The sequence below is a fragment of the Bradyrhizobium sp. ORS 285 genome, from assembly GCF_900176205.1.
Classification (GTDB): Bacteria; Pseudomonadota; Alphaproteobacteria; order Rhizobiales; family Xanthobacteraceae; genus Bradyrhizobium.
Window position 1 is genome coordinate 1931053 of record NZ_LT859959.1, and the last position, 23627, is coordinate 1954679.

The 23627-nt window shown below is 65.6% G+C and carries 17 protein-coding genes; 5 read left to right on the top strand and 12 right to left on the bottom strand.

What is annotated here, in order from left to right; translation table 11 throughout:
* Positions 1-5: 5 nt before the first annotated feature.
* Genes rfaE1 through BRAD285_RS08825 form a run of 3 tightly spaced genes read left to right on the top strand, consistent with a single transcriptional unit; the run spans position 6 to position 4668 of the window.
* The gene (gene rfaE1 / locus BRAD285_RS08815; protein ID WP_006608981.1) at positions 6-1478 is read left to right on the top strand and encodes a D-glycero-beta-D-manno-heptose-7-phosphate kinase; all 1473 of its coding nucleotides are present in this window, start codon (positions 6-8) and stop codon (positions 1476-1478) included.
* Positions 1475-2758, top strand: coding sequence for an O-antigen ligase (locus tag BRAD285_RS08820; RefSeq protein WP_006608980.1), 1284 nt, complete (start codon positions 1475-1477; stop codon positions 2756-2758). The genes rfaE1 and BRAD285_RS08820 overlap by 4 nt, the downstream gene beginning before the upstream one ends.
* Entirely contained in the window at positions 2755-4668 is a 1914-nt protein-coding gene (locus tag BRAD285_RS08825) for a nucleoside-diphosphate sugar epimerase/dehydratase (RefSeq protein WP_006608979.1), read from the top strand. The genes BRAD285_RS08820 and BRAD285_RS08825 overlap by 4 nt, the downstream gene beginning before the upstream one ends.
* A 3-nt stretch (positions 4669-4671) precedes the next feature.
* On the opposite strand, the gene BRAD285_RS08830 is transcribed toward BRAD285_RS08825, so the two are convergent.
* The 3 genes from BRAD285_RS08830 to BRAD285_RS08840 form a co-directional block, all read right to left on the bottom strand.
* Positions 4672-5673 carry a glycosyl transferase gene (locus tag BRAD285_RS08830; protein ID WP_006608978.1) on the bottom strand — a complete coding sequence of 334 codons (1002 nt, stop codon included), beginning with the start codon at positions 5671-5673 and terminating at the stop codon, positions 4672-4674.
* Positions 5670-6827, bottom strand: coding sequence for a glycosyltransferase family 4 protein (locus BRAD285_RS08835; RefSeq protein ID WP_035644184.1), 1158 nt, complete (start codon positions 6825-6827; stop codon positions 5670-5672). The genes BRAD285_RS08830 and BRAD285_RS08835 overlap by 4 nt, the downstream gene beginning before the upstream one ends.
* A 147-nt stretch (positions 6828-6974) precedes the next feature.
* Positions 6975-10673, bottom strand: a complete 3699-nt coding sequence (locus BRAD285_RS08840; protein WP_244421994.1) for a S8 family serine peptidase — start codon at positions 10671-10673, stop codon at positions 6975-6977.
* Positions 10674-10694: 21 nt separating this feature from the next.
* Here BRAD285_RS08840 and BRAD285_RS35315 point away from each other — a divergent pair, with 21 nt between their 5' ends.
* Positions 10695-10865, top strand: coding sequence for a hypothetical protein (locus BRAD285_RS35315; RefSeq protein WP_157681676.1), 171 nt, complete (start codon positions 10695-10697; stop codon positions 10863-10865).
* 284 nt (positions 10866-11149) lie between these two features.
* Here the strand turns inward: BRAD285_RS35315 and BRAD285_RS08845 are convergent, their stop codons facing one another.
* The 9 genes from BRAD285_RS08845 to BRAD285_RS08885 form a co-directional block, all read right to left on the bottom strand.
* A complete protein-coding gene (locus BRAD285_RS08845) occupies positions 11150-13882 on the bottom strand; it encodes an NF038122 family metalloprotease (protein WP_050886711.1) in 2733 nt (910 codons plus the stop codon).
* Between the two features lie 211 nt (positions 13883-14093).
* Positions 14094-16202: a TIGR04372 family glycosyltransferase gene (locus BRAD285_RS08850; protein WP_006608974.1), complete on the bottom strand. Its 2109-nt coding sequence runs from the start codon at positions 16200-16202 to the stop codon at positions 14094-14096.
* Entirely contained in the window at positions 16199-17266 is a 1068-nt protein-coding gene (locus BRAD285_RS08855) for a glycosyltransferase family A protein (protein WP_006608973.1), read from the bottom strand. The genes BRAD285_RS08850 and BRAD285_RS08855 overlap by 4 nt, the downstream gene beginning before the upstream one ends.
* 42 nt (positions 17267-17308) lie before the next feature.
* Positions 17309-18058: an ABC transporter ATP-binding protein gene (locus BRAD285_RS08860; RefSeq protein WP_006608972.1), complete on the bottom strand. Its 750-nt coding sequence runs from the start codon at positions 18056-18058 to the stop codon at positions 17309-17311.
* A gap of 36 nt (positions 18059-18094) precedes the next feature.
* Positions 18095-18937: an ABC transporter permease gene (locus BRAD285_RS08865; RefSeq protein WP_035644181.1), complete on the bottom strand. Its 843-nt coding sequence runs from the start codon at positions 18935-18937 to the stop codon at positions 18095-18097.
* Positions 18938-19087: 150 nt separating this feature from the next.
* Positions 19088-20353, bottom strand: coding sequence for a class I SAM-dependent methyltransferase (locus tag BRAD285_RS08870; protein ID WP_006608970.1), 1266 nt, complete (start codon positions 20351-20353; stop codon positions 19088-19090).
* A 71-nt stretch (positions 20354-20424) separates the two neighbouring features.
* Positions 20425-21165 carry an SDR family NAD(P)-dependent oxidoreductase gene (locus BRAD285_RS08875; RefSeq protein WP_006608969.1) on the bottom strand — a complete coding sequence of 247 codons (741 nt, stop codon included), beginning with the start codon at positions 21163-21165 and terminating at the stop codon, positions 20425-20427.
* The gene (locus BRAD285_RS08880) at positions 21162-21698 is read right to left on the bottom strand and encodes a WbuC family cupin fold metalloprotein (RefSeq protein ID WP_006608968.1); all 537 of its coding nucleotides are present in this window, start codon (positions 21696-21698) and stop codon (positions 21162-21164) included. The genes BRAD285_RS08875 and BRAD285_RS08880 overlap by 4 nt, the downstream gene beginning before the upstream one ends.
* Entirely contained in the window at positions 21695-22903 is a 1209-nt protein-coding gene (locus BRAD285_RS08885) for a methyltransferase domain-containing protein (RefSeq protein WP_006608967.1), read from the bottom strand. The genes BRAD285_RS08880 and BRAD285_RS08885 overlap by 4 nt, the downstream gene beginning before the upstream one ends.
* Positions 22904-23335: 432 nt before the next feature.
* Between BRAD285_RS08885 and BRAD285_RS08890 the strand changes: the two genes are divergently transcribed.
* Complete coding sequence (locus tag BRAD285_RS08890) at positions 23336-23575, top strand: hypothetical protein (protein ID WP_139020519.1); 240 nt, start codon at positions 23336-23338, stop codon at positions 23573-23575.
* Positions 23576-23627: the final 52 nt, after the last annotated feature.

Sequence of the window (23627 nt, forward strand, 5' to 3'; positions counted from 1 at the left end):
CGCTGATGTTCGACTTTGACGATCTCTCGCAAGCGATCGCCCGCCAGACGGTGCTGTGCGTCGGCGACCTCATGCTCGACGAGTTCGTCTATGGCGAGGTGTCGCGGATTTCGCCGGAGGCGCCCGCGCCGGTCATCGCAGTCCAGCGCAGCGAGACCAATATCGGCGGGGCCGGCAATGTCGCGCGCAACATCGCCGCGCTCGGCGCATGCTGCATCTTCGTCGGCCTGGTCGGGCAGGATGCAGCGGGCGATCAGCTCGAGGCCGAGCTTGCCAAAGTCGACGGCATCGAGCCCGTGCTGGTGCGCGATCCCTCGCGGCCGACGACGCGCAAGGTCCGCTTCGTCTCCGAGCATTTCTCGACGCACATGCTGCGCGCCGATTGGGAGCGCGCTGCGCCGGCATCTGAAGACATCGAGCAGAAGCTGATCGCGGCGATCCTGCCGCTGATCGCGCGGGTCGACATCGTGCTCCTGTCGGACTACGCCAAGGGCGTGCTGACCGCGCGCGTGCTGCGCAACGTGATCGACGCCACGCGCAAGGCCGGCAAGCGTGTGATCGTCGATCCCAAGAGTGCCAATCTCGCGATCTATCGCGGCGCCAGCGTGCTGACGCCGAACCGCAAGGAGTTTTCGGAGGCGACCCGCAGCCGTGCCGAGACCGAGCAGGAGATCGCAGTCGCTGCGCAGGACGCGATCTACCTCGCGGATTGCGAAGCCATCCTGGTGACGCAGAGCGAGCGCGGCATGACCCTGGTGCCGCGCCAGGGCGATCCGGTTCACGTGCCGGCCTATCCGGTGAAGGTGCGCGACGTCTCCGGCGCCGGCGATACGGTGGTTGCCGTGCTCGCGGCGGCGCTAGCAGCCGGCGCGGCCTGGGAGGACGCCTTGCGGATGGCGAGCGCAGCTGCGGCGGTGGCTGTCAGCAAGCAGGGCACGGCCAGCGTCACCTCAGCTGAGCTGCGCCGAAAGATCCTTCCGCATGCCTATCGGGCGGCCGAGGAGAAGATCATCGAAAGTGATGGCGAGCTCACGGCCCGCGTCGCGGCGTGGCGCGCGGAGGGGCTACGCATCGGCTTCACCAATGGCTGCTTCGACATTCTGCATCCCGGCCATGTGAAGGTGCTGACGGCGGCGCGCGCTGCCTGCGACCGTCTGGTGGTCGGGCTGAACAGCGATGCCTCCGTGAAGCGCCTCAAAGGCGAGAGCCGTCCGGTGCAGGACGAGCGCGCCCGCGCTGAGGTTTTGGCGGCGCTGGAGGCGGTGGATCTCGTCGCGATCTTCGCCGAGGACACGCCGCTGCGGCTGATCGAGCTGGTCCGGCCGAGCGTGCTGGTCAAGGGCGGCGACTATACGCGCGAGCAGGTGGTGGGCCACGAGGTCGTCGAAGCTTCGGGCGGCCAGGTGCTCCTGATCGACATCTTGAAGGGACACAGTACGACGGCGCTGGTGGACCGCGCCCGGAGCGATCAGCGATGAGCGCGCTCGCAGGTCATCCCGGCCCGGCGGTGCTGGCCCGCCGCTGGCGCGATCCCGCTGCGTGGCGGACCACCGTGGACGTCGTGGCGATTCTCCTGGCCGCCTCGCTGCCATGGTCGACCTCGCTGGTGTCGATCCTCGGCGTCGTCATGCTGATCACGATGGTGCCGTTTCTCGACCTCGACCGTTTGCTGAAGATCCTGAAGCAGCCGATCTCGCTGGCGCCGATCGCGCTGTTCGTCCTGGCGCTGGTCGGCACCTTGTGGTCGGACGCGGCCTGGGGTGCGCGGCTCTACGCGGTCGGGCCAGCCGCGAAACTCTTGGTGCTGCCGGCGCTGCTCTATCACTTCCAGCGCTCCGAGCGGGGCCTGTGGGTGTTCACGGCCTTTCTCGCCTCCTGCGTGCTGATGGTCGTGATGTCGACGGCGGTCGCGTTCAATCCGGCCTTGGCGCTGAAGGCGAACGCCGACCGCGGCATCTTCGTGAAGAACTACATCGATCAGGGCCAGGAATTCTCGCTGTGCGCCGTGGCGCTGGCTTATCCGATCGCGCAGCTGTTGCGCGCCCGTCGCTTCGTGCCGGCCGGCATTCTCACCGCGATCATGATTGCTTTCCTCGCCAATATGATCTTCATCGTGGTCTCGCGCACGGCGCTGGTCACGATCCCCATCCTGCTCGCCGTGTTCGGCCTGATCCACCTGAAATGGCGGGCCAATCTGATGATCGCGGTCACGGCTGTCGTGATCGGCCTGGCCGCATGGTCGGTCTCGCCGCAGTTACAGCAGAAGGTGTCGACGTTCACGCAGCAGTACCAGGATTACAGGAATGACCGCGGCGTCACCTCGATCGGCGAGCGGCTGGAGTTCTGGCGCAAATCGCTGCACTTCTTCGCCGATGCGCCGCTGATCGGGCATGGCTCGGGCTCGACGCGTCATCTGTTCGAGCTGGCCGCGAGCGGCCGCACGGACCTTGCCGCCGGCACAGTGGTCGGCAATCCCCACAACCAGACGCTTAACGTCGCGGTGCAGTGGGGCACGCTCGGCGTGGTCATTCTCTACGCGATGTGGGCGGTGCATCTGCTGCTGTTCCGGGGCGACGGCCTCGTGCCCTGGATCGGCTTGCTCGTCGTTGTGCAGAACATCTTCACCTCGCTGTTCAACTCCCACATCTTCGATTTCCACGAGGGGTGGATGTATGTGATCGGCGTCGGCGTCGCCGGCGGCATGGTGCTGCGATCACGGACGAAGCCCGACGCGGGGCAGGGGGCCGTCACGCCATGACGCGCCTGTCGCAACTCAATTCACGCAACCTGCTGATCGCGGCCCACGACCTCCTGGCCAGCATCGTCGCGCTGTTTGCGGCGTTCTACATCCGCTTCGAAGGCGCCAGCACGTTCTGGGATCGGGTGCCCCTGCTGCTGCAGATCCTGCCTTACTTCATCGCCTTCAGCTTCGTCGTCTTCTATTTCTCCAACCTGCTGACCACCAAGTGGCGCTTCACCTCGCTGCCGGACGCGCTCAACATCGTGCGGGTCGCCACCGTGCTGGCGCTCGCCTTCCTGGTGCTCGACTACATCATCGTCGCGCCCAACGTGCGCGGCACGTTCTTCTTCGGCAAGCTCACGATCATCCTGTTCTGGTTCCTGGAGATCTTTGCGCTCAGCACGCTGCGCTTCGCCTATCGCTATTTCCGCTACACGCGGGTGCGACGGCACGCGCGATCCGAAGATGCCGCGCCGGCGCTTCTGATCGGCCGCGCGGCGGATGCGGAGGTCGTGCTGCGGGGCATCGAGAGTGGAGCGGTCAAGCGGATCTGGCCGATCGGCATTCTCTCGCCGTCCACGGCCGATCGTGGCCAACTGATCCGCGGCGTTCCCGTGCTCGGCGGCATGGATGACGTCGAGGACGTCGCGGCCGACTTTGCCCGGCGCGACCGGCCGATCGCGCGCGCGCTGATGATGCCCACCGCATTCGAGCCCGACTGCCATCCGGAAACCTTCCTGATGCGCGCGCGGCGGCTGCGCCTGATCGTCAGCCGGCTGCCGTCGCTGGAGAGTGGCGATGCGCCGCGACTCGCGCCGGTCGCCGTCGAGGACCTGCTGCTGCGGCCAAGTCACAAGATCGACTACGGCCGGTTGGAAGCGCTGGTGCGCGGCAAGGCCGTCGTCGTGACCGGCGGCGGCGGCTCGATCGGGGCCGAGATCTGCCAGCGCGTCGTGGCGTTCGGTGCGGCGCGGCTGCTCATTCTCGAAAACTCCGAGCCGGCGCTCTATGCGATCACCGAGGCGCTCGCGGCCGAGCCCGAGGCGAACGTCGCCGTCGAGGGCCGCATCGCCGACATCCGCGACCGCGACCGGGTGTTTGCGCTGATCGGCGAGTTCAAGCCGGATCTGGTGTTCCACGCCGCGGCGCTTAAGCACGTGCCGATCCTCGAGCGTGACTGGAGCGAGGGCGTCAAGACCAACATCTTCGGTTCGATCAATGTGGCTGATGCTGCTGTCGCTTCGGGGGCCGAGGCGATGGTGATGATCTCCACCGACAAGGCGATCGAGCCGGTGTCGATGCTGGGCCTCACCAAGCGGTTCGCCGAGATGTACTGCCAGGCGCTCGACCGCCAGCTCGCCGAGCGGCCGGCGGGGCGGCCGCCGATGCGGCTGATCTCGGTGCGCTTCGGCAACGTGCTGGCGTCGAACGGCTCCGTCGTGCCGAAGTTCAAGGCGCAGATCGAGGCCGGCGGTCCGGTGACCGTGACGCATCCGGATATGGTGCGCTACTTCATGACGATCCGCGAGGCCTGCGACCTCGTCATCACCGCGGCCTCGCATGCGCTGGCGCCGCAGCGGCCGGATGTCTCGGTCTATGTGCTCAACATGGGCCAGCCGGTGCGTATCGTCGAGCTCGCCGAGCGCATGATCCGATTGTCGGGACTGCAGCCGGGCTACGACGTCGAGATCAAGTTCACCGGCATCCGCCCGGGCGAGCGGCTCAACGAGATCCTGTTCGCGAGCGAGGAGCCGCCGGTCGAGATCGGCGTCGCCGGGATCATGGCGGCGACGCCGAACGAGCCGCCGATGCCGACACTGAAGGCGTGGATCGCGGCGCTTGATCAGGCGATCGGGCGCAATGATCCCATCACGATCAAGTCGGTGCTGAAGGATGCGGTGCCGGAGTTCGGCTCGAGCGCAGCCTGAGCTTCAGCGGCGTGGCCGGGAAAACCGGCTCAACACCCAGGTGACGGCGCCGAGACCGAACACGACCAGGATGGCGTCCGCTGCCGGGGAGTGCAGCCCCACAGAGAGCATGGTGAGCGCCGCAAGCGCGATGTTGAGGATGAACACCTCGCGCACGACGGCGGCCACCGTGAAGCCGTTGTCGGTGGCACGCTGATAGAAGTGCGTGCGGTGCGCCGCCCAGAACGGCTCGCGCCGCGCCATCCGCCGCAGCAGGGTGAAGGTGGCGTCGACCAGATAATAGAGCGGCAGCAGCAATGCGGCGGCAATGTATCCCTGCCAGGCCAGATGCAGCAGGCCCCAGCCGAGCAGCAGGCCGATCGGCAGACTGCCGACGTCGCCGAGAAAGACTTCCGCGACAGGGCGGTTGAAGGGCGCAAAGCCGAGCATGGCGCCGCATAGCGCGGCCGCGATGGCGGTCGGCGGCCAGGGCAGCTCACCGGAGAGGCCGAACAGGACCAGCGTCGCGGTGATCGGCACCGCCTCGGCCACAGTCATGAGGTCGAGCCCGTCCATGAAGTTGACGAGGTTGACGAACCACAGGCCTGCTATCAGCAGCAGCGTGCGCTCGACGGCCAACGGGATCAGAAATAGGCGGAGATCATCAGGCGCGCTGAAGACGACGAGGCCGACGGCCAGACCCTGCAGGATGAAGCGCGGCAGCACCGGGATCGGCCTGATGTCGTCGACCAGGCCGACCAGCCCCAGCATCGGCACGGCGACGAACAGCATCGTCAGCGGCGCAAAGCCGAGCACGGATGCAAAGGCACCGCCGACCACGAGCGTCGCACCGACCACCGCAATCCCGGCGCCCTGCGGCGTCGGGATCTTGTGCGAGGAGCGCGCGTTCGGCCGAGCCAGCGCATAACGCTGCAGCAGCGGGCGCAGCAGCACGATCGAGACGGCGCACATCACGGCCGCCAGCAGGGCGATCAGGGCGGCATTGGCGGCTGGGGTGGCGATCATCGGCGCGTGTCCTTAGCCACGGTGAGGCGATCATAGAGCGCCACGACGGAACGGCCGATGATCCTGGCCGAGAGCTTGTCCTCGACGAGCTGCCGGGCCGCCTGGCCGTAGCGCGCGCGCAGCTCGGGCGAGGTCGCCAGCTGCAGCATCGCCTGCGCCAGGGCGGCCGCATCCTCGACCGGCGCCGAGAGCCCGGTCTGGCCATGGATCGCGATCTCGCGACAGCCGGGAGCATCGGTCGACACCAGCGGTCGGCCGCAGGCGGCAGCTTCCAGCAGGCTGACGGGAAGCCCTTCCCGATGCGAGGGCAGCACCGCGACATGGCAGCGCCGCCAGAGTTCGGTGATATCCTTGATCTGGCCGAGCAAGGTGATGCCGGGCTGGTGGCGCCAGGCTTCCATCTCCTCGGCAGACACCGAGGCCGGGTTGGCTGGATCGGGCGACCCGGCGATCAGCAGCTGATCGTCGCGGCCCTGCTGGCGCAGCATCCGGTGGGCGGCCACCAGCGCGCGGATGCCCTTGTCCGTCAATAGGCGCCCGGCGAAGCCGAAGGTGATCGGCCCATCCGGCTCGGGCAGCCGCTGGAAGCGGTCGGTGTCGACGCCGGAGCCCGGAATCAGCGTGATCTTGTCGGCGCGCACGCCCATCGCCTGCAGCGCGTCGCGATCATCCGGATTCTGCACCAGCACGCAGCTCGGCGCCCGGTTCATCAGCTTTGGCAGCAGCCACAGCAGGCCCTGCTTGAGCAGGCGCGAGCGCCAGCTCGACGACGTGAAGATATAGCCCATGCCGGTCATGGCGTTGATGACCGGCGTGGCTTGGCCGAGCGCGGCGAGCGAGCCGAGCACGCTGGCTTGCAGACCCGAATGGTGCACGACGTCCGGCTGGATCGCCGTTTCCACGGCACGGATCGCGCGGATCGTGGGCATGGCCGATGAGGGCGACAGCCCGCCGCGCCGGAACGGGATCGGATGCAGCACGAAGCGCTCGGCAGCGATCGCAGCCTCGCCCGCGTTGACGTTGGTCGCGACATGCACCTCATAGCCAGCATCGCGCGCCGCCCGCGCCATCGGCAGCCGGTGCATCAGAAAGGCGTAATCCTCGTTGGCCACGTAGAGCAGGCGGCGGGGCGAAGCGGAGCGGGGCGGGGGCATTGAACTCACGGTCTCAAGCGGTCTCGGCGCCGTATAGGCCAAGAGCCGCCCTGGCGCGAGCCGTTATCTACCTCGCCCGCCGTCGTGAACGCCCGCGGGAGGTCCGGCGGTCGTTAGCCGTGTCGCCGGTCCGCAACGCCGCTCGGCTCAGACCAGGTGGAAGCTCGACAGGTGCGACAGCAGCTCGGCCGTCGAAACATGCTGGATCGTGATGGTGTCCAGTGCCGCATCGGTGATGACCGCGTTGCCCGCCGCATCGTCATGGATCGCCGCCTGCAGCGCCGACTGGTCGGCGAAGAGGTTCTGGCTGAACACGATCTTGTCGGTGCCGAGGGTAAAGTCCGCGATGCTCGCCTGGCCGAAATGCGCCGCGAACACGAAGGTGTCATGCCCCTGCAGCGACACCGGCTGAGACGCCGTGCCGGGCTCTTGCGCGGCGGCGCTGGAGATCAAAGTGCCGCCCTGGCCGTCCGCCGTGAAGTGGAAGTTGTCATGCGACAGCGGCCCGACGAAGTGCAGCGATGAGCTGTTCGTCCCGTCGCTCAGCGACAGTACCCCGCTCGCCTCGTCGAAATGCGTCTGCAGCGACGTGAAGGCGATGCTCTTGAGGTCGATCTGGGCTGCGGTGCTGCCGAAGCCGACGAGATTGCCGCTGAAGGACGGCGAGGGGAGGACCAAGTCGGTGCCTGCAGACGTGCTGGCGGTCATTGCGGTCGCCGTCAGCGCGCTGACGGACGGCGGAATCCCGATCGTGCCGTCGCCGTTCAGGTCCTGGTGAAAGCTGGTCTCCAGGGCCTCGAGGGAGGCCGAGCTGCCTGCCACGGCGCCGATCGCATTGCCGGTGTAGTTGCCGGTACTGTCGGTGTTCCAGACCGTGTAGAGGTCGGAGCCGGCCATCTTCCAGGCGATCTGATAGCCGCTGCCCGAGGCCTCCGCGCCGATCGCCGCCCAGCCGCCGAACTGGCCGGCGACGACGATGTTGCCGCCAAACGTCACGGGGATTGCCGTGCCACCGGACACGGGCGTCATCAGGTAGGTCGTGCCGGAAAGGGACAGGCTTGTCGACCCCAGGGCCTCGATCACGCTGCCGCTGGGCGTCGTGCTCGGCGCGCCGATGGTGCCGTCGCCGTTCAGGTCCTGGTGGAAGCTGGTCTCCAGGGCTTCGAGGGAGGCCGAGCTGCCCGCCACGGCCCCGATCGCGTTGCTCGTGTAGTTGCCGCTGCAGTCGGTGTTCCAGACCGTATAGAGGTCGGAGCCGGCCATCTTCCAGGCGACCAGATAGCCGCTGCCGGATGTCTCGGCAGCGATCGGATTCCAGCCGCCGAGCTGACCGAAGGTCACGACGCTGCCGCCGAACTTGATCTGCGGACCGGTGCCGCCGGCCACCGGATTGAGGAAGTAGCTCGAGCCGGCGAGCACCAGGCTGGTCGATCCGGCCGATTCGATCACCGTGCTCGGAATGCCGATGGTGCCGTCGCCGTTCAGATCCTGCTGGAAATTGGTCTCCAGCATTTCCAGCGCATTGCTGCTGCCGCTGACGGCGCCGATGGCATTGCCGGTGTAGCTGCCGCCGCTGTCGGTGTTCCAGACCGTGTAGAGGTCGGAGCCGGCCATCTTCCAGGCGATCTGATAGCCGCTGCCGACGGCTTCGGCGGCGATCGGGGTCCAGCCGCCCAGCTGTCCCGGCGCGACTGTGGAGCCGTTGAACTTCACCTGGGGGCCGGTGCCGCCGGCGACGGGATTGAGGAAATAGCTGCTGCCGGATTGGACGAGGCTGGTGGCGCCCATGGCCTCAATGACGGTGCTCGCCACGCCGATCTTGCCGTCCCCGTTCAGATCCTGCTGGAACGAGGTCTCGAACGTCTCGAACGAGGTCGAGCTTCCGGACACGGCGCCGATCGCGTTGCCCGTGTAGTTGCCGGCGCCGTCGACGTTCCAGACGGTGTAGAGATCCTGCCCCTGGAACTTCCACGCGACCTCGTAGCCGCCGCTGCCGTTGGATTCGACGCCGATCGGCATCCAGTTGCTCAGCTGGTGAACCACTACGTTCGCGCCGTTGAACCGCAGCGCCACCGTGGTGCTTCCGCCGATGGTGTTCAGATCGTAGATCACGCCGACCTGGGCGAGGCTGATCGATCCGAGAGCCTCGAGGACCGTGTTGGCAAAATACGGCGCCGAACTGACCGCCGGGTTGAGTTGGGCGAGGCCTGCACCGGCCACGGCGGAATTGGCCATCGGCACGGCGGTCTGCTGCAGGATCTCCGAAACGTTCGCCGAGCTCAGCGTCGGGTTGGCTGTCAGGATCAAGGCCGAGATCGCGGCGACGGTGGGCGCAGCCGCGGATGTGCCGTAGAAGTCGGTCATGCCGGAGACCGTCGTCGCGATGTTGTCGACGCCGGACACCACAACAGGGTTGAGCTGAAGCGGCGTGGTAAGGCGCGTGCCGTCATTGGCGAACAGGATCTCTGTCCCGGCTCCCGATGACGAAAAGCTTTCCGAGACGGCTGTTGCGCCGAAGGCCGGCGTATTGGCACTGTTCACCGCTCCGACGGTGATCACCCCTGGTGTCATCGCGTGACCGAAAACAGTGCCGACGTTCGCGCCGCTGATGGAAACCGGTGCGCCGTTGCCTGCCAGGATCTCCTTGATCATGGAGGGAGGAGTAAATCCTGTGTTCGCGATGACGATTTGGTAGGTGCCCGAGACCGAGAAACGCAAACCAATCCACGGGTTCAAAGAATTGTTTGTAACGTATCCGAGGAACTGTCCATTCTGAAACACGTCGACCGCGAGGTGTGATGTGTCTTGACCCCAGGCCTGGTCCCATTGCACGAGCAGGCTCGCGCCTGCGGTCACGGTCATGGTTTGCGCGATGCTGCCGCCGAAGCTCAGCGCATTGCCATCGAAATATTTCCCGCCGATGCTGCCCGAGGTCGCCGTCCATGACGTCTGGTAGGCCGAGCTTCCGTTGTTGCCGGCCGAGGTGACATAGGTCACGCCCATCGCCTGAACGGTCTGAATCGCCTGAGCGACAACGCCGTTCTGGAAGAAGGGCTCGTCCGAATAGCTCACATCGTCGACGATGACCTTGCAGCCGGCATTGGCGAGGGCGATGATGCCGTTGGCAAAATCCTGCTCGCTTTGGAACGCCGTGTAGAAGGCGAGGCTGGCATCGGGGGCGATGTCGTGGATGACCTGCATCATCGCACGGCCTTCGTCCGTCCCGCCGGATGGCATGTCCTTGAGAATCTGGATCTTGGAGTCCGAAGGCAAGGCTCCGCTGGCTTCGTCGGCCGCCGCGCCACCGAGATTGTTGAAGCTGCTGGACAGCACGCCGATCTTGATGCCAGCTCCCGTCACGCCGGTGGAGTTACCGCCCAGCGCCTGCACGACCTGGGCGCTCGTCGCCCCTTGCGCACCGACCGCCGAGGTGACGGCTTCCGTCACCGCGTCCTGAAGTGATCCATGAGCCGCTGAGCTCGGGCTGACCTGTGCCGATCCGCCCTGCACAGGTTCGCCAAGCGCCCAGGTCTGCAGCAATGCCCCCGCGCCGAACCATGGTTCGGCGCCGGTCGACAGCGCCACGGCGCTCGCGCTGATGCCATGCTCGACGACATGCGTCGTCTCGGTTGTCACAACACCGGCAGGCGCGGGCGGATTGAAGGTGCTCTCCTGAATGACCTGCCAGGACGAGCCGACGACGGCCGTCCAGGTGGTGGCTGCCTTAGCCGCGTGCTGCGCCCTGACATGGGCCTCCACGTTGATGCTGCTCCACTGGGTGACCGGCGTCGGCTCGCCATCGCCCTGCGTGGCGGTGTCGGTCGCGGCTTCGGCGCTGGACGGCAAGGGGAGAGGAGCGGACGGACCATGCTGCGGCTGCGCGACGGCGGATGGCGATACATCGTCGACGTCACCAGGTCCAGGTCGCAGCGGCACGTCTCGTTCGTGATGATTGTCGGCCACGGGATCGAAGATGAGGGACTGTGCGGCCTCGCGTCGGGACTGGGAGATTTCGTCGGCGCGATTCGGTTGGGATAGCATGGATGCAACGATGATGACCCGTCATGGAAACCGACGGAGAGATGGAAATGAAGCACCGTGCCGTGATGCTCCGCGATCTTGTATAAAATCGTACCGAAGAATGGCGGCTCCCGCCATACGTCATGGTTGGACCAGGCCGATCAATTTCAATCGTGGGTAGCATCCGATCCGGCCACGATTGCCCCCATCTGGTTGCCACTGTGACGCAGCCGCAGTGCTGCCCCCCAGGACATGACGGGACATTCCGGCTGTCGCCGGCCCCGTAGCCCGAGGTTTGTGGCTCAGAGGATGTGGAAGCTCGACAGATGCGCGAGCAGGTCGGCCACCGAAACGTGCTGGATCGTCATCGCATCCTGCGCCGCGTCGGTGATGACCGCACGGCCTGCGGTGACGTCGTGAAGCCATGTCAGCGGCGCCGATTGGCTCGACAATCCGTTGTGATCGACGACGAACGTGTCGCTGCCCGGAGTGAAGCCGGGCGTGCTGATCAGCCCGAAGTGCTCGCCGAATACGAAGCTGTCGTGTCCAGCCAGCGGGACGGATTGGGGAAGGGGGCCCGGAGCGGAAGCCGGGACGCCCGAGATCTGCGTGCCGCCGCTGCTATCATGGGCGAAGTGGAAGTTGTCCTGCGAGGGCGAGCCGAGGCCGGGCAGGGTCGGCATCACGTCGGTGCTGCCGGCATTCATCGCCTGGACGCCTGCCGAGGCGTGCGCGGGCACGCCGATCGTGCCGTCCCCGTTGAGATCCTGATGAAGGTTAGTCTCGAGCGTTTCCAGCGCGCTGTCGCTGCCGCTGAGAGCTCCGATCGCATTGCCGATGTAATTGCCGCTGTTGTCGGCGTTCCAGACGGTGTAGAGATCGGCGCCGGTCATCTTCCAGGCGATCTGATAGCCGCTGCCGACGACATCGGCGCCGATCGGATTCCAGCCGCCGAGTTGACCGACCGTCACGACGCTGCCGCCGAACGAGATCTGCGGTCCGGTGCCGCCGGCGATCGGATCGAGGTGGTAGCTCGATCCGGATTGCACGAGCTTGGTCGATCCGAGCGCTTCGATCACGGCGGTTGGGATGCCGATCGTGCCGTCGCCATTGAGATCCTGATGCAGGTTGGTCTCAAGCGCTTCCAGTCCGCTGTTGCTGCCGCTGACGGCGCCGATCGCGTTGCCGATGTAGTTGCCGCTGCCGTCGACGTTCCAGACCGTGTAGAGGTCGGAGCCGGACATCTTCCAGGCGATCTGATAACCGCTGCCGACGGCATCTGCCCCGATCGGCGCCCAGCCGCCGAGCTGGCCCACAACCAGATTGGCGCTGCCAAACTTCACTTGAGGACCGGTTCCGCCGCCGACGGGGTTGAGGAAGTAGCCGTTGCCGGCCTGGACGAGACTGGTTGCGCCCAGCGTCTCGATGATCGTGGTCGGGACGCCAATCGTGCCGTCGCCATTGAGGTCCTGTTGGAACGAGGTCTCGAACGCTTCGAATGCAGCTGAGCCACCTGCGAACGCGCCAATCGCATTGCCAGTGTAGTTGCCGCTGCTGTCGACGTTCCAGATCGTATAGAGATCGGCGCCAGCCATCTTCCACGCGATCTGATAGCCGCTGCCGCTGGTCTCGGCAGCAATCGGGTTCCAGCCGCCGAGCTGTCCGATGACGAGGTTGGCGCCGCCGAACTTGACCTGCGGGCCGGTACCGCCGCCGACCGGATTGAGGAAGTAGCCGTTGCCCGCCTGCACGAGGCTGGTCGCGCCAAGCGCCTCGATGACAGTGGTCGGAACGCCGATCGTGCCGTCACCATTCAGGTCCTGATGGAACGAGGTCTCGAACGCTTCGAACGCCGCTGTGGCTCCCGAAACACCGCCGATCGCATTGCCGGTATAGTTGCCGCTGCTGTCGACGTTCCACACCGTGTAGAGGTCGGCGCCAGCCATTTTCCAGGCGACCTGATAGCCGCTGCCGCTGGTCTCGGCCGCGATCGGGTTCCAGCCGCCGAGCTGTCCTGGCTGAACGGTGATGCCCCCGAACTTGATCACCGGCCCGGTGCCGCCTGCGACGGGGTTGAGGAAGTAGCTCGTGCCTAGTTGAACGAGCTTGATCGATCCCAGCGCTTCGATGGTCACCGGCGTTGCGGAAACGAGATGGAAGCCAAGCGCATCCATCTGCTTGAGATCCGCGGCGGTGAGGGTCTGCAGCGTGTTGTAGGTGTAGAATTCGTTGAACGGATCGTTGGCGCCCTGGACGCCGCTGTTGAGAAAGTCGCTCGGATCTGACGACTGCCCGTAATCGCCGATCTTGGTGACGCCGCCATCGACGGAGAAATAGGCGGTGGAGGCGGTCGCGCCACCGGTCATCAGGCGGACGCCCGGACTCGAGAACCGGAAGAGATCGAAGATGTCCGGCTGCGGCCCGTAAGGCACGCGGCCGAATGCATGCGTCAGCTCGTGCAAGGCAACGCCGACCAGCAGATTCGAATTGATGTCGGTCGCGAAAGTCGCGCTGCCGTCGTCCGTCGTCGTGTCATTGGCGCCAAGGCCGCCCCACAGCTTCAGCTGCGAATTCCAGACCGCCACATAAGACTGTCCCTGGATGCTCGACGCCGCAGGCAGGGCATTGAAGGTTGTGTCTCCAGCGCTGGCGTAGTTGATGAGGTTGGACCTAACGCTGGAATAGGTCATCCACTGACCGCCGTCAGGGCCCGCGGCGGCGCCGCCGCCGGTGCCGCTGTAGTCGATCTTGATGTTGACGGTGATGCGGTCCGAGATCACCGACGCGAGAATTGCTGCGGCCTGCTGGATTCCGGCGCGGAAGCTCGCAGGCGCATTCATTGCTGCGGTGTCGAACAGCAGATTGATAGTCAACCCGCCGGCGTTCACCGCGGTAATGGCGCCCACTCCGCCGAAATCGCCCTGGGCGAGCTCAGCTTCGACCGCTTCCTCTGGAAGCTCGACCGGGTTGCTCGGAGGCGGACCGACATCATCGGTGATGGATGATGATTGCGGCACGGATTGCAACAAGGACATGATGTCGGTCTCGCCGGTTCCCACGATCGACGCATGCACGGACGGTGTCGATTCGCGCGAATCCGATTCGCGACCATGCCGGCTCTACCTATCAGGCCAACGGCGTTGCTCGGCGGTTAATGTCAGCCTAGGTGCCGCGTAAAACTACGGCAACCATACGAGGTGCCGGTTCTGCGAACGGAAATTCAGCGAGCGGAAGTTCCCAGCGTGGTCAGTCCAGAAGTTCCGGCAGCCGGTTCAAGAACGCCGGGACCGGTAGCGACGCACCAAAGTTGTAGGCATTGCTGCTGAGCGCCCGGCGATAGCGCGCGAGCAGGGGCTCGTCGTCCCGCAACGGCCGGCCGACGCCGTCGAGGCAATCGAGCTTGTAGCGAACGGCGGCCGTGATGTCCTGCGCGGTATTGGCGTGAATCTCGAGCCCGTGCCGCGCCAGCACGGCGGTGTCGATCAGCAGCGCTTGCAGTGGCTGGCGGTAGGTCTCCCTCAGAGACAGATAGCGCCGGGCACGCCGGTCGTAGACTGGGCGCACGGTGAAGTCGGTGCGCTCGTGCCAGAACTGGCAGTCGTTGGAGATGCAGTTGACCAGCAGCATCGGTGTTCCCAGCGCCTGCACGGCGGTGGTCAGGCCCGAGGTCGTCCCAATGAACAGGCGGGCGGCGGCGCAGAGATAGAGATCCATCTCCGCCGACTTGATGTCGCTGTGCGCGTAGTCGAATACGCCGGCCATGCCACGCAGCGGCGTCATGCTGCGGTCGCCGAGCCGGACCACGGCGCCGCCGCGTGCTGTGACGGCAGCAATGGCGTCCAGGTAGTCACCGACATTGGCAGAGCGATGCTGGCGCGTCGTGCCGGGCCCGTCACCGTGATAGCCGCCCTCGCGGATGTGGATCGCGACGAACCAGTCGGCGGTCACGCCCGCGGCGCGCAGCCTGGCAGCGCCTTGTTCCATCAGCTCTGCTGGAACCGTCACGATCGGCCCGCGCTGCTGCTCCGCCCATGCCACCTGCGCCCGCGACGCCGCGTGGGCCCACGGCTCAGCCAGACCGTCCTTGCCGCGCACGGCGATGAACTGGTCACCGACCAGCCGCTGATAGGGCAGCAGGTCGTCGACGAGAGCTGGGTCCTCGATGATCGTGACATGCGGATCGAAGAGCCTGAGGAAAGGCTGGTTGACCACCTTGCTTTGCGGGGCGAGCAGCACGTAGTTGGCGCGTGGCAGCATGCCGAGCGCGGCCATGCGCAGGTGGCAATCGATGAAGCCGATATGGCCGATCAGTGTCACCCATTCATAACCGAGCAGGCGGACCGGGAGCGTGGGATCGAAGATGCGGCTGGCCGCGGCAATGCGCTGGATCAGCGGCTGCGGAATCGACCATTTGCGCGCCAAGGCGTCCTGATGATCGAGCGCCGCCTGGTAGCTGCGGAACGTGTCGTCGTAGCGGCCCTGGTGATAGAAGTTCTCGCCGAGCTGGATCAGGTTGTCGTAGATCAGGAGTTCGCCGGCATTCTCCAGCTCCCAGGCGCTTGGCGTATAGGTGGAGGGATCGTAGCCGCCGGCGTAGTTCTGATGCACCATGACCGAGCGCGGATCGCGTTCGACGGAAGCCTTGAAGCATGCGGCCGCACGGACGTGGTCGCCAGCCAAAGCATGGACAGCACCGAGCTTGCGCAATGCGTTGCCGTCGCCCGAGGCTGCGGCGGCCGTCAGGAAATGCGCCGCAACTGGCAGATTACCACGATACATGTGGGCGACGCCGACCGCGAAATTGATCGCGAAGCTGTCGACCGCCTCAGGCCGCGGCACCTCGCGGGTGATCCGGTCATAGGCGCTGCACAGCGCCAGGGTGGTGAAATAGGCCTGCGCGCCGACACCTGCCCGCGCGCGCACGTTGCTGCGGAAGATCAGGTTCAGGATCCGCACCGCACGCAACGCGCTCGGTTTGCGGCTGGCGGCGAGATGAACCTGCGCCGCCGCGGCCAGCGTCGTCGACGTCAGCCGGGCCAGCAGCGTTCCGATAAACGTGCCACGTTCGAGCTGCCTGTCCAACCACCGCAGCAGTCCGGCGCCGGCCGGCGCGATGATGAGCCTGGTGTCGAGGATGGTTGCGGCGCGGGTGGTCAGTGGCAGCAATTGCCGGCGCCGCGCGCTCAGGAAGGTATAGAGACGAAACGCCGATGCCGTCAGCCAGCTCCGCGGCGACCAGCGGCTTCGCGGCGCAGGCAAGGACGGTACGATCGGGGTGGCCAGGGTCGGTGCGGGGGCTCGCTGCTGCCCGACGAGGCGACGCCGGAGAGAGCCGAAGGGCGCACGAACCGTCATGGTGCGCGATAGCCTGGGGTGGCGGACAGGATCGCGCGTCGGGCTGTGGTCTGGGCGAGCAGACGCGTCAGCGACATCGGCCGGGTCCGCAAGGCCATCCACGCCAGCGCGGCAAGATGGCCGGCGGAGCCGAAGCTCAACAGCAGCCGCAGCAGCTGAGTGTCGAGCTCGTTGCCGTCGAGCAATGCGGAGATGCGCGCAGCCTTGGCGGACGGCGCGGTCTCGCCACCCAGCACCATCCGCGCCGCGCCGAAGCGATTGCGCCGTGCGAAGACGTTGTCATAACCGTCGGGAAACAGCTTGCTGTGCGCGATCAGCGCGCCGATCTCCGCGAGTTTGGCGTTGAGCGATGCGGGGTCTGTCGCCGTGGCGGTCGAGTAGTTCTGGCCGTGAATGCGCCAGTAGCCCAGCGCTTCCGCGATGAAGTAGCAGCCATAGGTCAGGGCCAGGCGCCGTGCGAGAAATGCGTCCGAGAACGAGCCGAGCTTGACGTCGAAGCCGCCGAGCGCCTGCAAGGCCGTGCGGCGATAGAGCGAGGTGGTACCCGAGAAGTAGTTGTCGCCAAAGCGCAGCGCCTGGCGAATGTCGGCCGGCGTCAGCATCGCCGATGCCGGAGCAAGCAGCATCACCGGTCGCAGCATCCGTTTCGCGGACGGCCCCTTCGGACCGATGATCTCGCAGCAGGCGACGATGAGGCCGGCGTCCGGATGGTTCGCCGCCTGTGCCATCGCCTTTTCGAGATATGTCGGATGCAGCGCGTCGTCGGCGCCGAGAAAGCCGATCCATGCGGTGTCCGCGATCGCCAGCGCTTCATTCTGCCCGCGCACGACGCCCTGATTGGTCCCGTGGCGGATCAACCGCCAGCTCGGCCTGTCCGAGAGGAAGCGTTCGATGACCGCAATGCTGTCATCGGTCGAGCAGTCGTCGATGACGATGACGCGGTCAGGCGCGCGGGTCTGATTGGCGATACTGCCGAGCGACTCCGGCAGGTAGTGAGCGTGATTGAAGTTGGGGACGACCAGGGTGACGGTCGGCGCGGCGGCTGGGCTGGTCATCGGGGTCATGGCTCAGCGAACATCCTGCCGCATAGGTCCCACACCTGTCGGTCAGGCTGTCGGCAGCTCTTTCAATACATCATCCAGAGCGCCGAAGGCGCGCACGCGGCCGCCGTCGAGATAGAGTCCGAGATTACAGGTGTCCCGCAGCAGGCCCATGTCGTGGGAGGCGAGCACGACGATGCCGGAACGGCCGGTGATCTCCTGCAGCCGGCCGTGGGTCTTCTTGCGGAACTGGGCGTCGCCGACCGCGATCCACTCGTCCATCAGGATGATGTCGCCGTGAATGGAGGCCGCGATCGAGAACACCAGGCGCAGCAGCATGCCGGAGGAATAGGTCCGTATCGGCAGCTCGAGATAGTCTCCGAGCTCGGCGAATTCGGCAATCTCCGGCACGCGCTGCTCGATCTCCTCGGGCGAGAGCCCCAGAATCAGGCCGCGGGTGCGGATGTTCTCGTACCCCGACGCCTCTTCGTCCATGCCGAGGCCGATGTCGAACATCGGAACGTTACGCCCGACGACCCGCAACGAGCCGCGTGTGGGCTCATAGATGCCGGCGAGCACGCGGATCAGCGTGGTTTTGCCGGCGCCGTTGTGGCCGACAAGGCCGAGCCGGTCGCCCTGCTTCAACGTGAAGCTGAGGTCGTCGAGCGCCTGCACGAACTGGAACGAGCCATCGCTCTTCGAGACCCGGCCGCCGACGCGCGAGGCCGCCTTGATGGCCAGATGCCGGAACGACCGCGCGTTCGGTGGCGCGACCGGAAACTCGATGCCGATTTGCTTGGCTTCAATCAGAGTCATGATGAGGGTGGTCCGAAGTCCATATAGGCCGTAACGTCAGGCCCAATACACGACGCGCGAGCGATAGCGCGTGTAGATATAGATCATGGCGGCAGTCAACACGACGACCGATCCGATGGCACCGGCCCAGGTCGCGAGGCCGGGAACGTCGCCCATCAGCGGGCCGCGCGTGACCGCAAGCAGATAGGCGATCGGATTGAGCGTCACGATGAACTCGCCGCCACGGATGCTCGACGGCTCCCAGATGATCGGGGAAATGAAGAACAGCAGCTGCAGCACGGCCGCCATCACCGGCGGCACGTCGCGATAGCGCACGCAGATCATCGAGACGATCACCGAGGCGCTGACGACAAAGACGTAGACGATCATCAGGCCGAGGATGGCGAGCACCATTCCGAAGCCCACCGACCACGGATAGACCAGCCATATGAACGGAATGACCGCGATGTTGTGCAGGAAGATGATCAGGTTGCGCTGAACCATGCGCATCACGTGGATCAGAATCGGCATGTCCACGGCTTTGATCATGCCGCCCGCATTGATCATCGTGTAGCAGGATTCGCTGAGCGAGGACGATATGAAGCCCCAGATGGTCATGCTGACCATGAAGTGGGGCAGGTAGGTCTTCATGTCGGCGCCGAGGAAGCGGCCGGCCACGCTGCCCATGATCAGCGCCGTGATCGCGTTCGTGGCCGTGATCCACCATGGTCCGAGCATGGTGCGGCGGTATTTCGAGCGGATGTCGCCGGCCGCGAGCGCGCGCCAAGTGACGTGACGGGTGATGAACGGCGCGATGTCCTCGCGGCAGCGCGCCCATGAGACGCGACGCTGATCCGCAACCACGAACCGTTCGACCTGTCCATCGGTCACGGTGGTCATTCCTGCTACCTCGCGAGTGCCGTAAGTGTCTGGCAATTCACCCGAAAATGATCATCCGCGCCGCGCGGCGTCGGACGGCCACGGTCCCTGCTGGACCATGTTACGCGAGGGCTGTCAACCTGCCTGGGCGAGGCCCCCGCGCCAGGCTGCTCAGATCGTCTTCGACCCCGAGGCATCGACGATCCGGGGCTCCGGCAGCGGCACGAGGAAGCGGCCGCCCGCATCGAGATACGCCTGATTCCGCTTCAGAATCGGATCGGCATAGATCCAGGCGAGAATCACGACGATATCGGGCTTGCGGGTGGCAAGCTCGCTGGAGGGCAGCACCGGGATATGGGCGCCGGGGCTGAAACGGCCTTGCTTGAGCTGGTTGTCGTCGACGATGAACTTGACCCGGCTCTCCAGCTCGAAATGGTAGAGCAGGGTGGTCGTGGTGGTCGAGGCGCCATAGGCCGCGACCAGCTTGCCGGCGGCGATGGCCTCGTCGAGCGTGGCGAGCACCCGGCGCTTGCAGTCTTCGATGGCGACGAACCAGTCGCGGTAGATCTGCGGCTTGGTGACGCCGCGGCGCTCCTCCTCGGCGATCAGCTTCGACAGCTCCGCCGAGCGCGGCCGCTTGCCGGTCGATTTCGGCTGCGCGAAGGCGCGGATCGAGCCGCCCTTGGTGCCGGTCCGCTCGACATGGAACAGCGTCATGTCGTGCCGGTTCATGAACGTCTCGAGCGGGATCAGCGCGTGATGCGAGACGTGCTCGTGGTAGATGGTGTCGAACACCATGTTGTCGATCATGTCGACGATGTAGGAGACCTCGAACACGAAGGCGCCATCGTCGGCGAGCAGCAGCCGGATGCCCTTGACGACATCGGACATGTTGTCGATATGGGCGAACACGTTGTTGGCGCAGAAGAGCTTCGCTTCGCCTTGCTCCGCCTTGATGCGCGCCGCCAACGCGCTGGTGAAGAAGTCCGGGATCGTCGGAACGCCTTCGCTGGTGGCGGTCGCTGCGATATCGCGCGCGGGGTCGACGCCCTGCACCCGCATGCCCTCGGCCTTGAACGCCTTCAGGAGCGAGCCGTCATTGCTGCCCATCTCGGCGACGAGGCTGCCTTTCGGGATCGCGAGCGTCGACACCACCGACTGGGCATAGCGCTTGAAATGCTCGACGAGGCCGAGCGAAACCGAACTGCGATAGGTGTAGTCGCGAAACAGGATGTCGGGATCGACGACGTCGAGGTTCTGCAGGTGACCGCAGGACAGGCAGAGATAGCAGTCGAGCGGATACAGATCCTGCGTCTCGCTCAGCCGGTCGGCGGTCACGAACGCATCGCCGATCGCCGAAGGCCTGATCGGCAGCACGTGATCGAGCGAGGTCGAGCCGCACAGGCGGCAATCGGTCTTGTGCTTGACGTGCTGCATGGTTTGGCGGTCCTGGGTTGGCGATCCCCTGGCGGGGACTGGTCGGCCGAAGCGTGAATTGCGGCCGCGTTTTACAGCCCCGCGAAGCTCTTGGCGACCTCTTCTTGCCAGACTGTGGACACTCCGCCATCGAGGAACAGGCTCTGCCCATTGATGAACGACGCGCGCGAGCTGCACAGGAAATCGAGGGCGTCGGCGCATTCCTCGGCGGTGCCGAGCCGGCCGAGCGGGACCAGCTTCCGGTAGGTCTCCATCAGCTTGTCGTTCTGCTCGTAGAAGACGCGCGATTCCCGCTTCAGATAGGTCAGCGGCATGATGGCGTTGACGCGGATGCCGCGGCGGCCGAGCGTCGCGGCATAATGCCGGACCATCGCGTTCAGGCCGCCCTTCACGACGTGGTACCCGACCGGCTGCGACGATCCGACGAATTCGGCATAGACCGAGCTGACCACGCCGATGGCGCGGTCGCCGTCCTCGGCAAAATGGCCGGAAAAACCTTCGATCAGGTCGCGCGAGGCGGTCAGGCCGACTTGGATCTCGCCGGCCCAGGGATCCCCCTGGCCGCGGTAGCGCTGGCTGAGCACGACGTAGCGGATGGGCCCCTGAGCCTCGGCAATCTCACGCCAGAGCCCGACAAAGCTCTCGCTGCGCTCGAGATCCGCCGAAAAATGCTTGAGGCCTGGCTGATCGGGAAAATCGGCCGGCCGCTGCCGCGACACCACGCTGACGGCGCAGCCGCGCGCCAGGAATCGCTCGACGACCACGCGGCCGAGCCCGCGGGTGCCGCCGACCACCACGGCATGATCGGTCATGCCGCAGCATCCTGCAGCGCTGCGACGCGCCGGACGAGGTCGGCCTGATAGGCCGCAGCGGCGGCGGTGTCGCTGTCCTCGGGGGCGAAATCGGCGAACACGCTGGCGCCGGGGCGGAACGGTCCGTTGGTGATCTCGTGTACGACCAGGAGTTCGCTGCGGATGATCAGCGTGTGGAAAAATGCGTTGGACATGCGGTAATAGAACGGCCGCGTCCCGCCCGGCGCCCCCAGTTCGACGACACGCGCGATCTCGCCGGAATCGTCGAACACGACGATGTCGACCTCGCCCTCGACGATGTGGAACGCCTCGCTCTTGCCGGGATGCTTGTGCGGCCGAATGTACGAGTGCGAATCGATCGCGATGATCATCTCATGCAGCTGATCCTCGCCGTCCGGATGCGCGTTGATCCGCGCCCGTCGCTTCGGGCTGGCCTTCACGGCGGCCTTCAGCGTGTTGATCTCGGCTTGCCCGACCGCAGCGATCGGTCCTTCGGCCAGGAACACCTCGGGGGATTTTTGAACGAGGCTCATGGAGCGAGGTCCTTCGTGATTGCGTTGTCGAGCGCGGCGTAGATCGAGCGGAAAGCCACGCCACGCGCCGCGAGGGGAGCGAGCTTCTCGCGCACCTTGCCCTCGATATGCGGGGCGACCGCGAACAGGCAGGTGGTGATCCGCTCGTCTGCCAACAGGCGCGCGGAGCCTACCACGGGGACGCGAAAGCCCGGTGGAAAAAAGCCGGCCTTGTCGGCGTCATCATCGACGGCAAGCGCAAACATATCGGCCACGCCGAACGCGTTGGCGAACATGATGGCGTGATGCCCGATGCCGAACAGGGCGAGTCGGTCGCGGTCCGGGCCAGCAAGGGCCGCCAGCTTGGTGCGCAACTGCGTGCGGGTCGGAGCAAAATTGTCGCGATAGGCCTGGAACAGGCTGGAAGATCCAAGGGGCTGGGCCGCGGCAGGTGGAGCATCCGCGGGCGTGAGAACGGCCGCCAGGGCATCTTCAAGGGCGCCGGGGTAGCGGAGCAGAGCCAGCACGCGATAGCCGCTCACCTCGGCCAGCCGGCGCAGCGTATCCTCGACGAAATAGCAGCTGTGCTCCTCCCACAGGAAGCAATAGTCGCGCGCTGCCAGGAACTTGCTGCTGTCTGGAACCTCGATCAGCAGCAGGGCGCCCGGATTGAGCAGGTGTTGGAGTGCCTGCAGCGCCTGCACCGGCTCGGCCGCATGTTCAACAATGTAGCGGCAGGAGACGATATCGAAGGTCCCGCGTCGCCCAACCTCGGCCGCCAGCCGCTCGGCATTGAGGTTCGCCTGCCAGGTTTCGAGGTACGGGTGGCGCCCAGGCGCGCTGGCGCCATCGAGCGCGAGCGCAGCGCTCGCAAGGCCGCGTGCTTCCAGTCTGGCCAGCAGGGGCGCCTCGAACGGACCGGTGCCCAGGACGGTGCTGGCCTGCGGCTTCAGGGACAGCAGCTCTGCTGTCAGAGCGTCAAGATGGCCTTCCGGTTCCCGGTAGCGGATCCAGGGCACCTCCGGTGTCAAGCTCGCGGGAGGCGGAACCTCGCGCAGCTGAACGAGCTGACACGTCTCGCAGGCGACGACATCGAGGGTGATCCGAAACGCGGCACCGCTCTCGCGCGCGAACCGATTGCAGATCGGGAGTGCCCCGAGCGGGAGCGCCGGCGTCGCGATTGGCTCACTGCACAATCGGCAGCCGGATAGAGGTCGAGTAGACATTGGCTGGATCGCTCGATCTAGGGACACGTTCAAGTTCGCTGTTGTGTCCAGCGCGCCGGCAGCGACGGAGGTTGTCATCGCAGTGTAATCTCAATAGCAGTGTCAACGGGAGCATGACAACGTTAAATGTCGGCCGAGCCGGATCCGAGGGCCGAGTTAGCAAGCGGAATTCACGTCATGTTTCCTATTGCGCGCGGGGTCTATGAACGTTTGTCCTCTCTCGTCCTGAGTGCAACCAGCGAATCACTGTCAAAACACCGACCGATATTCGTTCTATGCAGAAGCGGGGCATCGGATAATAGGGCGGTCTTGCATCCAATATGCTTCACACGAAGCGGGCTTTCGCGGCTATGATTCCGCGAATGATTCAACGTTGGTAAAGGGGGCACCTGCGTGAAAGACATGGTACTGGTTCTAAGGTCGATCTTGCGCATGGCCTTCGTGAGCACGGTCATTTTCTGTGTTCTTCTTGCGATCGGCGCCGGCTTCTTCGGCGCGCTGCTGTCGGGAGGCATGACGTTCATCTTCATCTCGCTGGGCATCGGGCGGACCGTGCTCGAGCAACTGGCTCTTTGGTCCACCATTTTACTGATTGTTGATAGAACAGGGCTTCTGCCGATCACCGAGTGGGTGCGTGGGATCGTCATGGTCATCAGCCGTTCGTTGACTTGACAGCCTAATGAGCATGCCGCGTGTATGGCTGACTTGATTCTAAAAGCAGCCC

What these genes read in the sequence shown, in the direction of transcription:
- rfaE1 (WP_006608981.1), top strand. Translation starts at nt 6, where the DNA reads ATGTTCGACTTTGACGATCTCTCGCAAGCGATCGCCCGCCAGACGGTG.
- BRAD285_RS08820 (WP_006608980.1), top strand. Translation starts at nt 1,475, where the DNA reads ATGAGCGCGCTCGCAGGTCATCCCGGCCCGGCGGTGCTGGCCCGCCGC.
- BRAD285_RS08825 (WP_006608979.1), top strand. Translation starts at nt 2,755, where the DNA reads ATGACGCGCCTGTCGCAACTCAATTCACGCAACCTGCTGATCGCGGCC.
- BRAD285_RS08830 (WP_006608978.1), bottom strand. Translation starts at nt 5,673, where the DNA reads ATGATCGCCACCCCAGCCGCCAATGCCGCCCTGATCGCCCTGCTGGCG.
- BRAD285_RS08835 (WP_035644184.1), bottom strand. Translation starts at nt 6,827, where the DNA reads ATGCCCCCGCCCCGCTCCGCTTCGCCCCGCCGCCTGCTCTACGTGGCC.
- BRAD285_RS35315 (WP_157681676.1), top strand. Translation starts at nt 10,695, where the DNA reads ATGCTGCGGCTGCGCGACGGCGGATGGCGATACATCGTCGACGTCACC.
- BRAD285_RS08845 (WP_050886711.1), bottom strand. Translation starts at nt 13,882, where the DNA reads ATGTCCTTGTTGCAATCCGTGCCGCAATCATCATCCATCACCGATGAT.
- BRAD285_RS08850 (WP_006608974.1), bottom strand. Translation starts at nt 16,202, where the DNA reads ATGACGGTTCGTGCGCCCTTCGGCTCTCTCCGGCGTCGCCTCGTCGGG.
- BRAD285_RS08855 (WP_006608973.1), bottom strand. Translation starts at nt 17,266, where the DNA reads ATGACCCCGATGACCAGCCCAGCCGCCGCGCCGACCGTCACCCTGGTC.
- BRAD285_RS08860 (WP_006608972.1), bottom strand. Translation starts at nt 18,058, where the DNA reads ATGACTCTGATTGAAGCCAAGCAAATCGGCATCGAGTTTCCGGTCGCG.
- BRAD285_RS08865 (WP_035644181.1), bottom strand. Translation starts at nt 18,937, where the DNA reads ATGACCACCGTGACCGATGGACAGGTCGAACGGTTCGTGGTTGCGGAT.
- BRAD285_RS08870 (WP_006608970.1), bottom strand. Translation starts at nt 20,353, where the DNA reads ATGCAGCACGTCAAGCACAAGACCGATTGCCGCCTGTGCGGCTCGACC.
- BRAD285_RS08875 (WP_006608969.1), bottom strand. Translation starts at nt 21,165, where the DNA reads ATGACCGATCATGCCGTGGTGGTCGGCGGCACCCGCGGGCTCGGCCGC.
- BRAD285_RS08880 (WP_006608968.1), bottom strand. Translation starts at nt 21,698, where the DNA reads ATGAGCCTCGTTCAAAAATCCCCCGAGGTGTTCCTGGCCGAAGGACCG.
- BRAD285_RS08885 (WP_006608967.1), bottom strand. Translation starts at nt 22,903, where the DNA reads ATGTCTACTCGACCTCTATCCGGCTGCCGATTGTGCAGTGAGCCAATC.
- BRAD285_RS08890 (WP_139020519.1), top strand. Translation starts at nt 23,336, where the DNA reads ATGGCCTTCGTGAGCACGGTCATTTTCTGTGTTCTTCTTGCGATCGGC.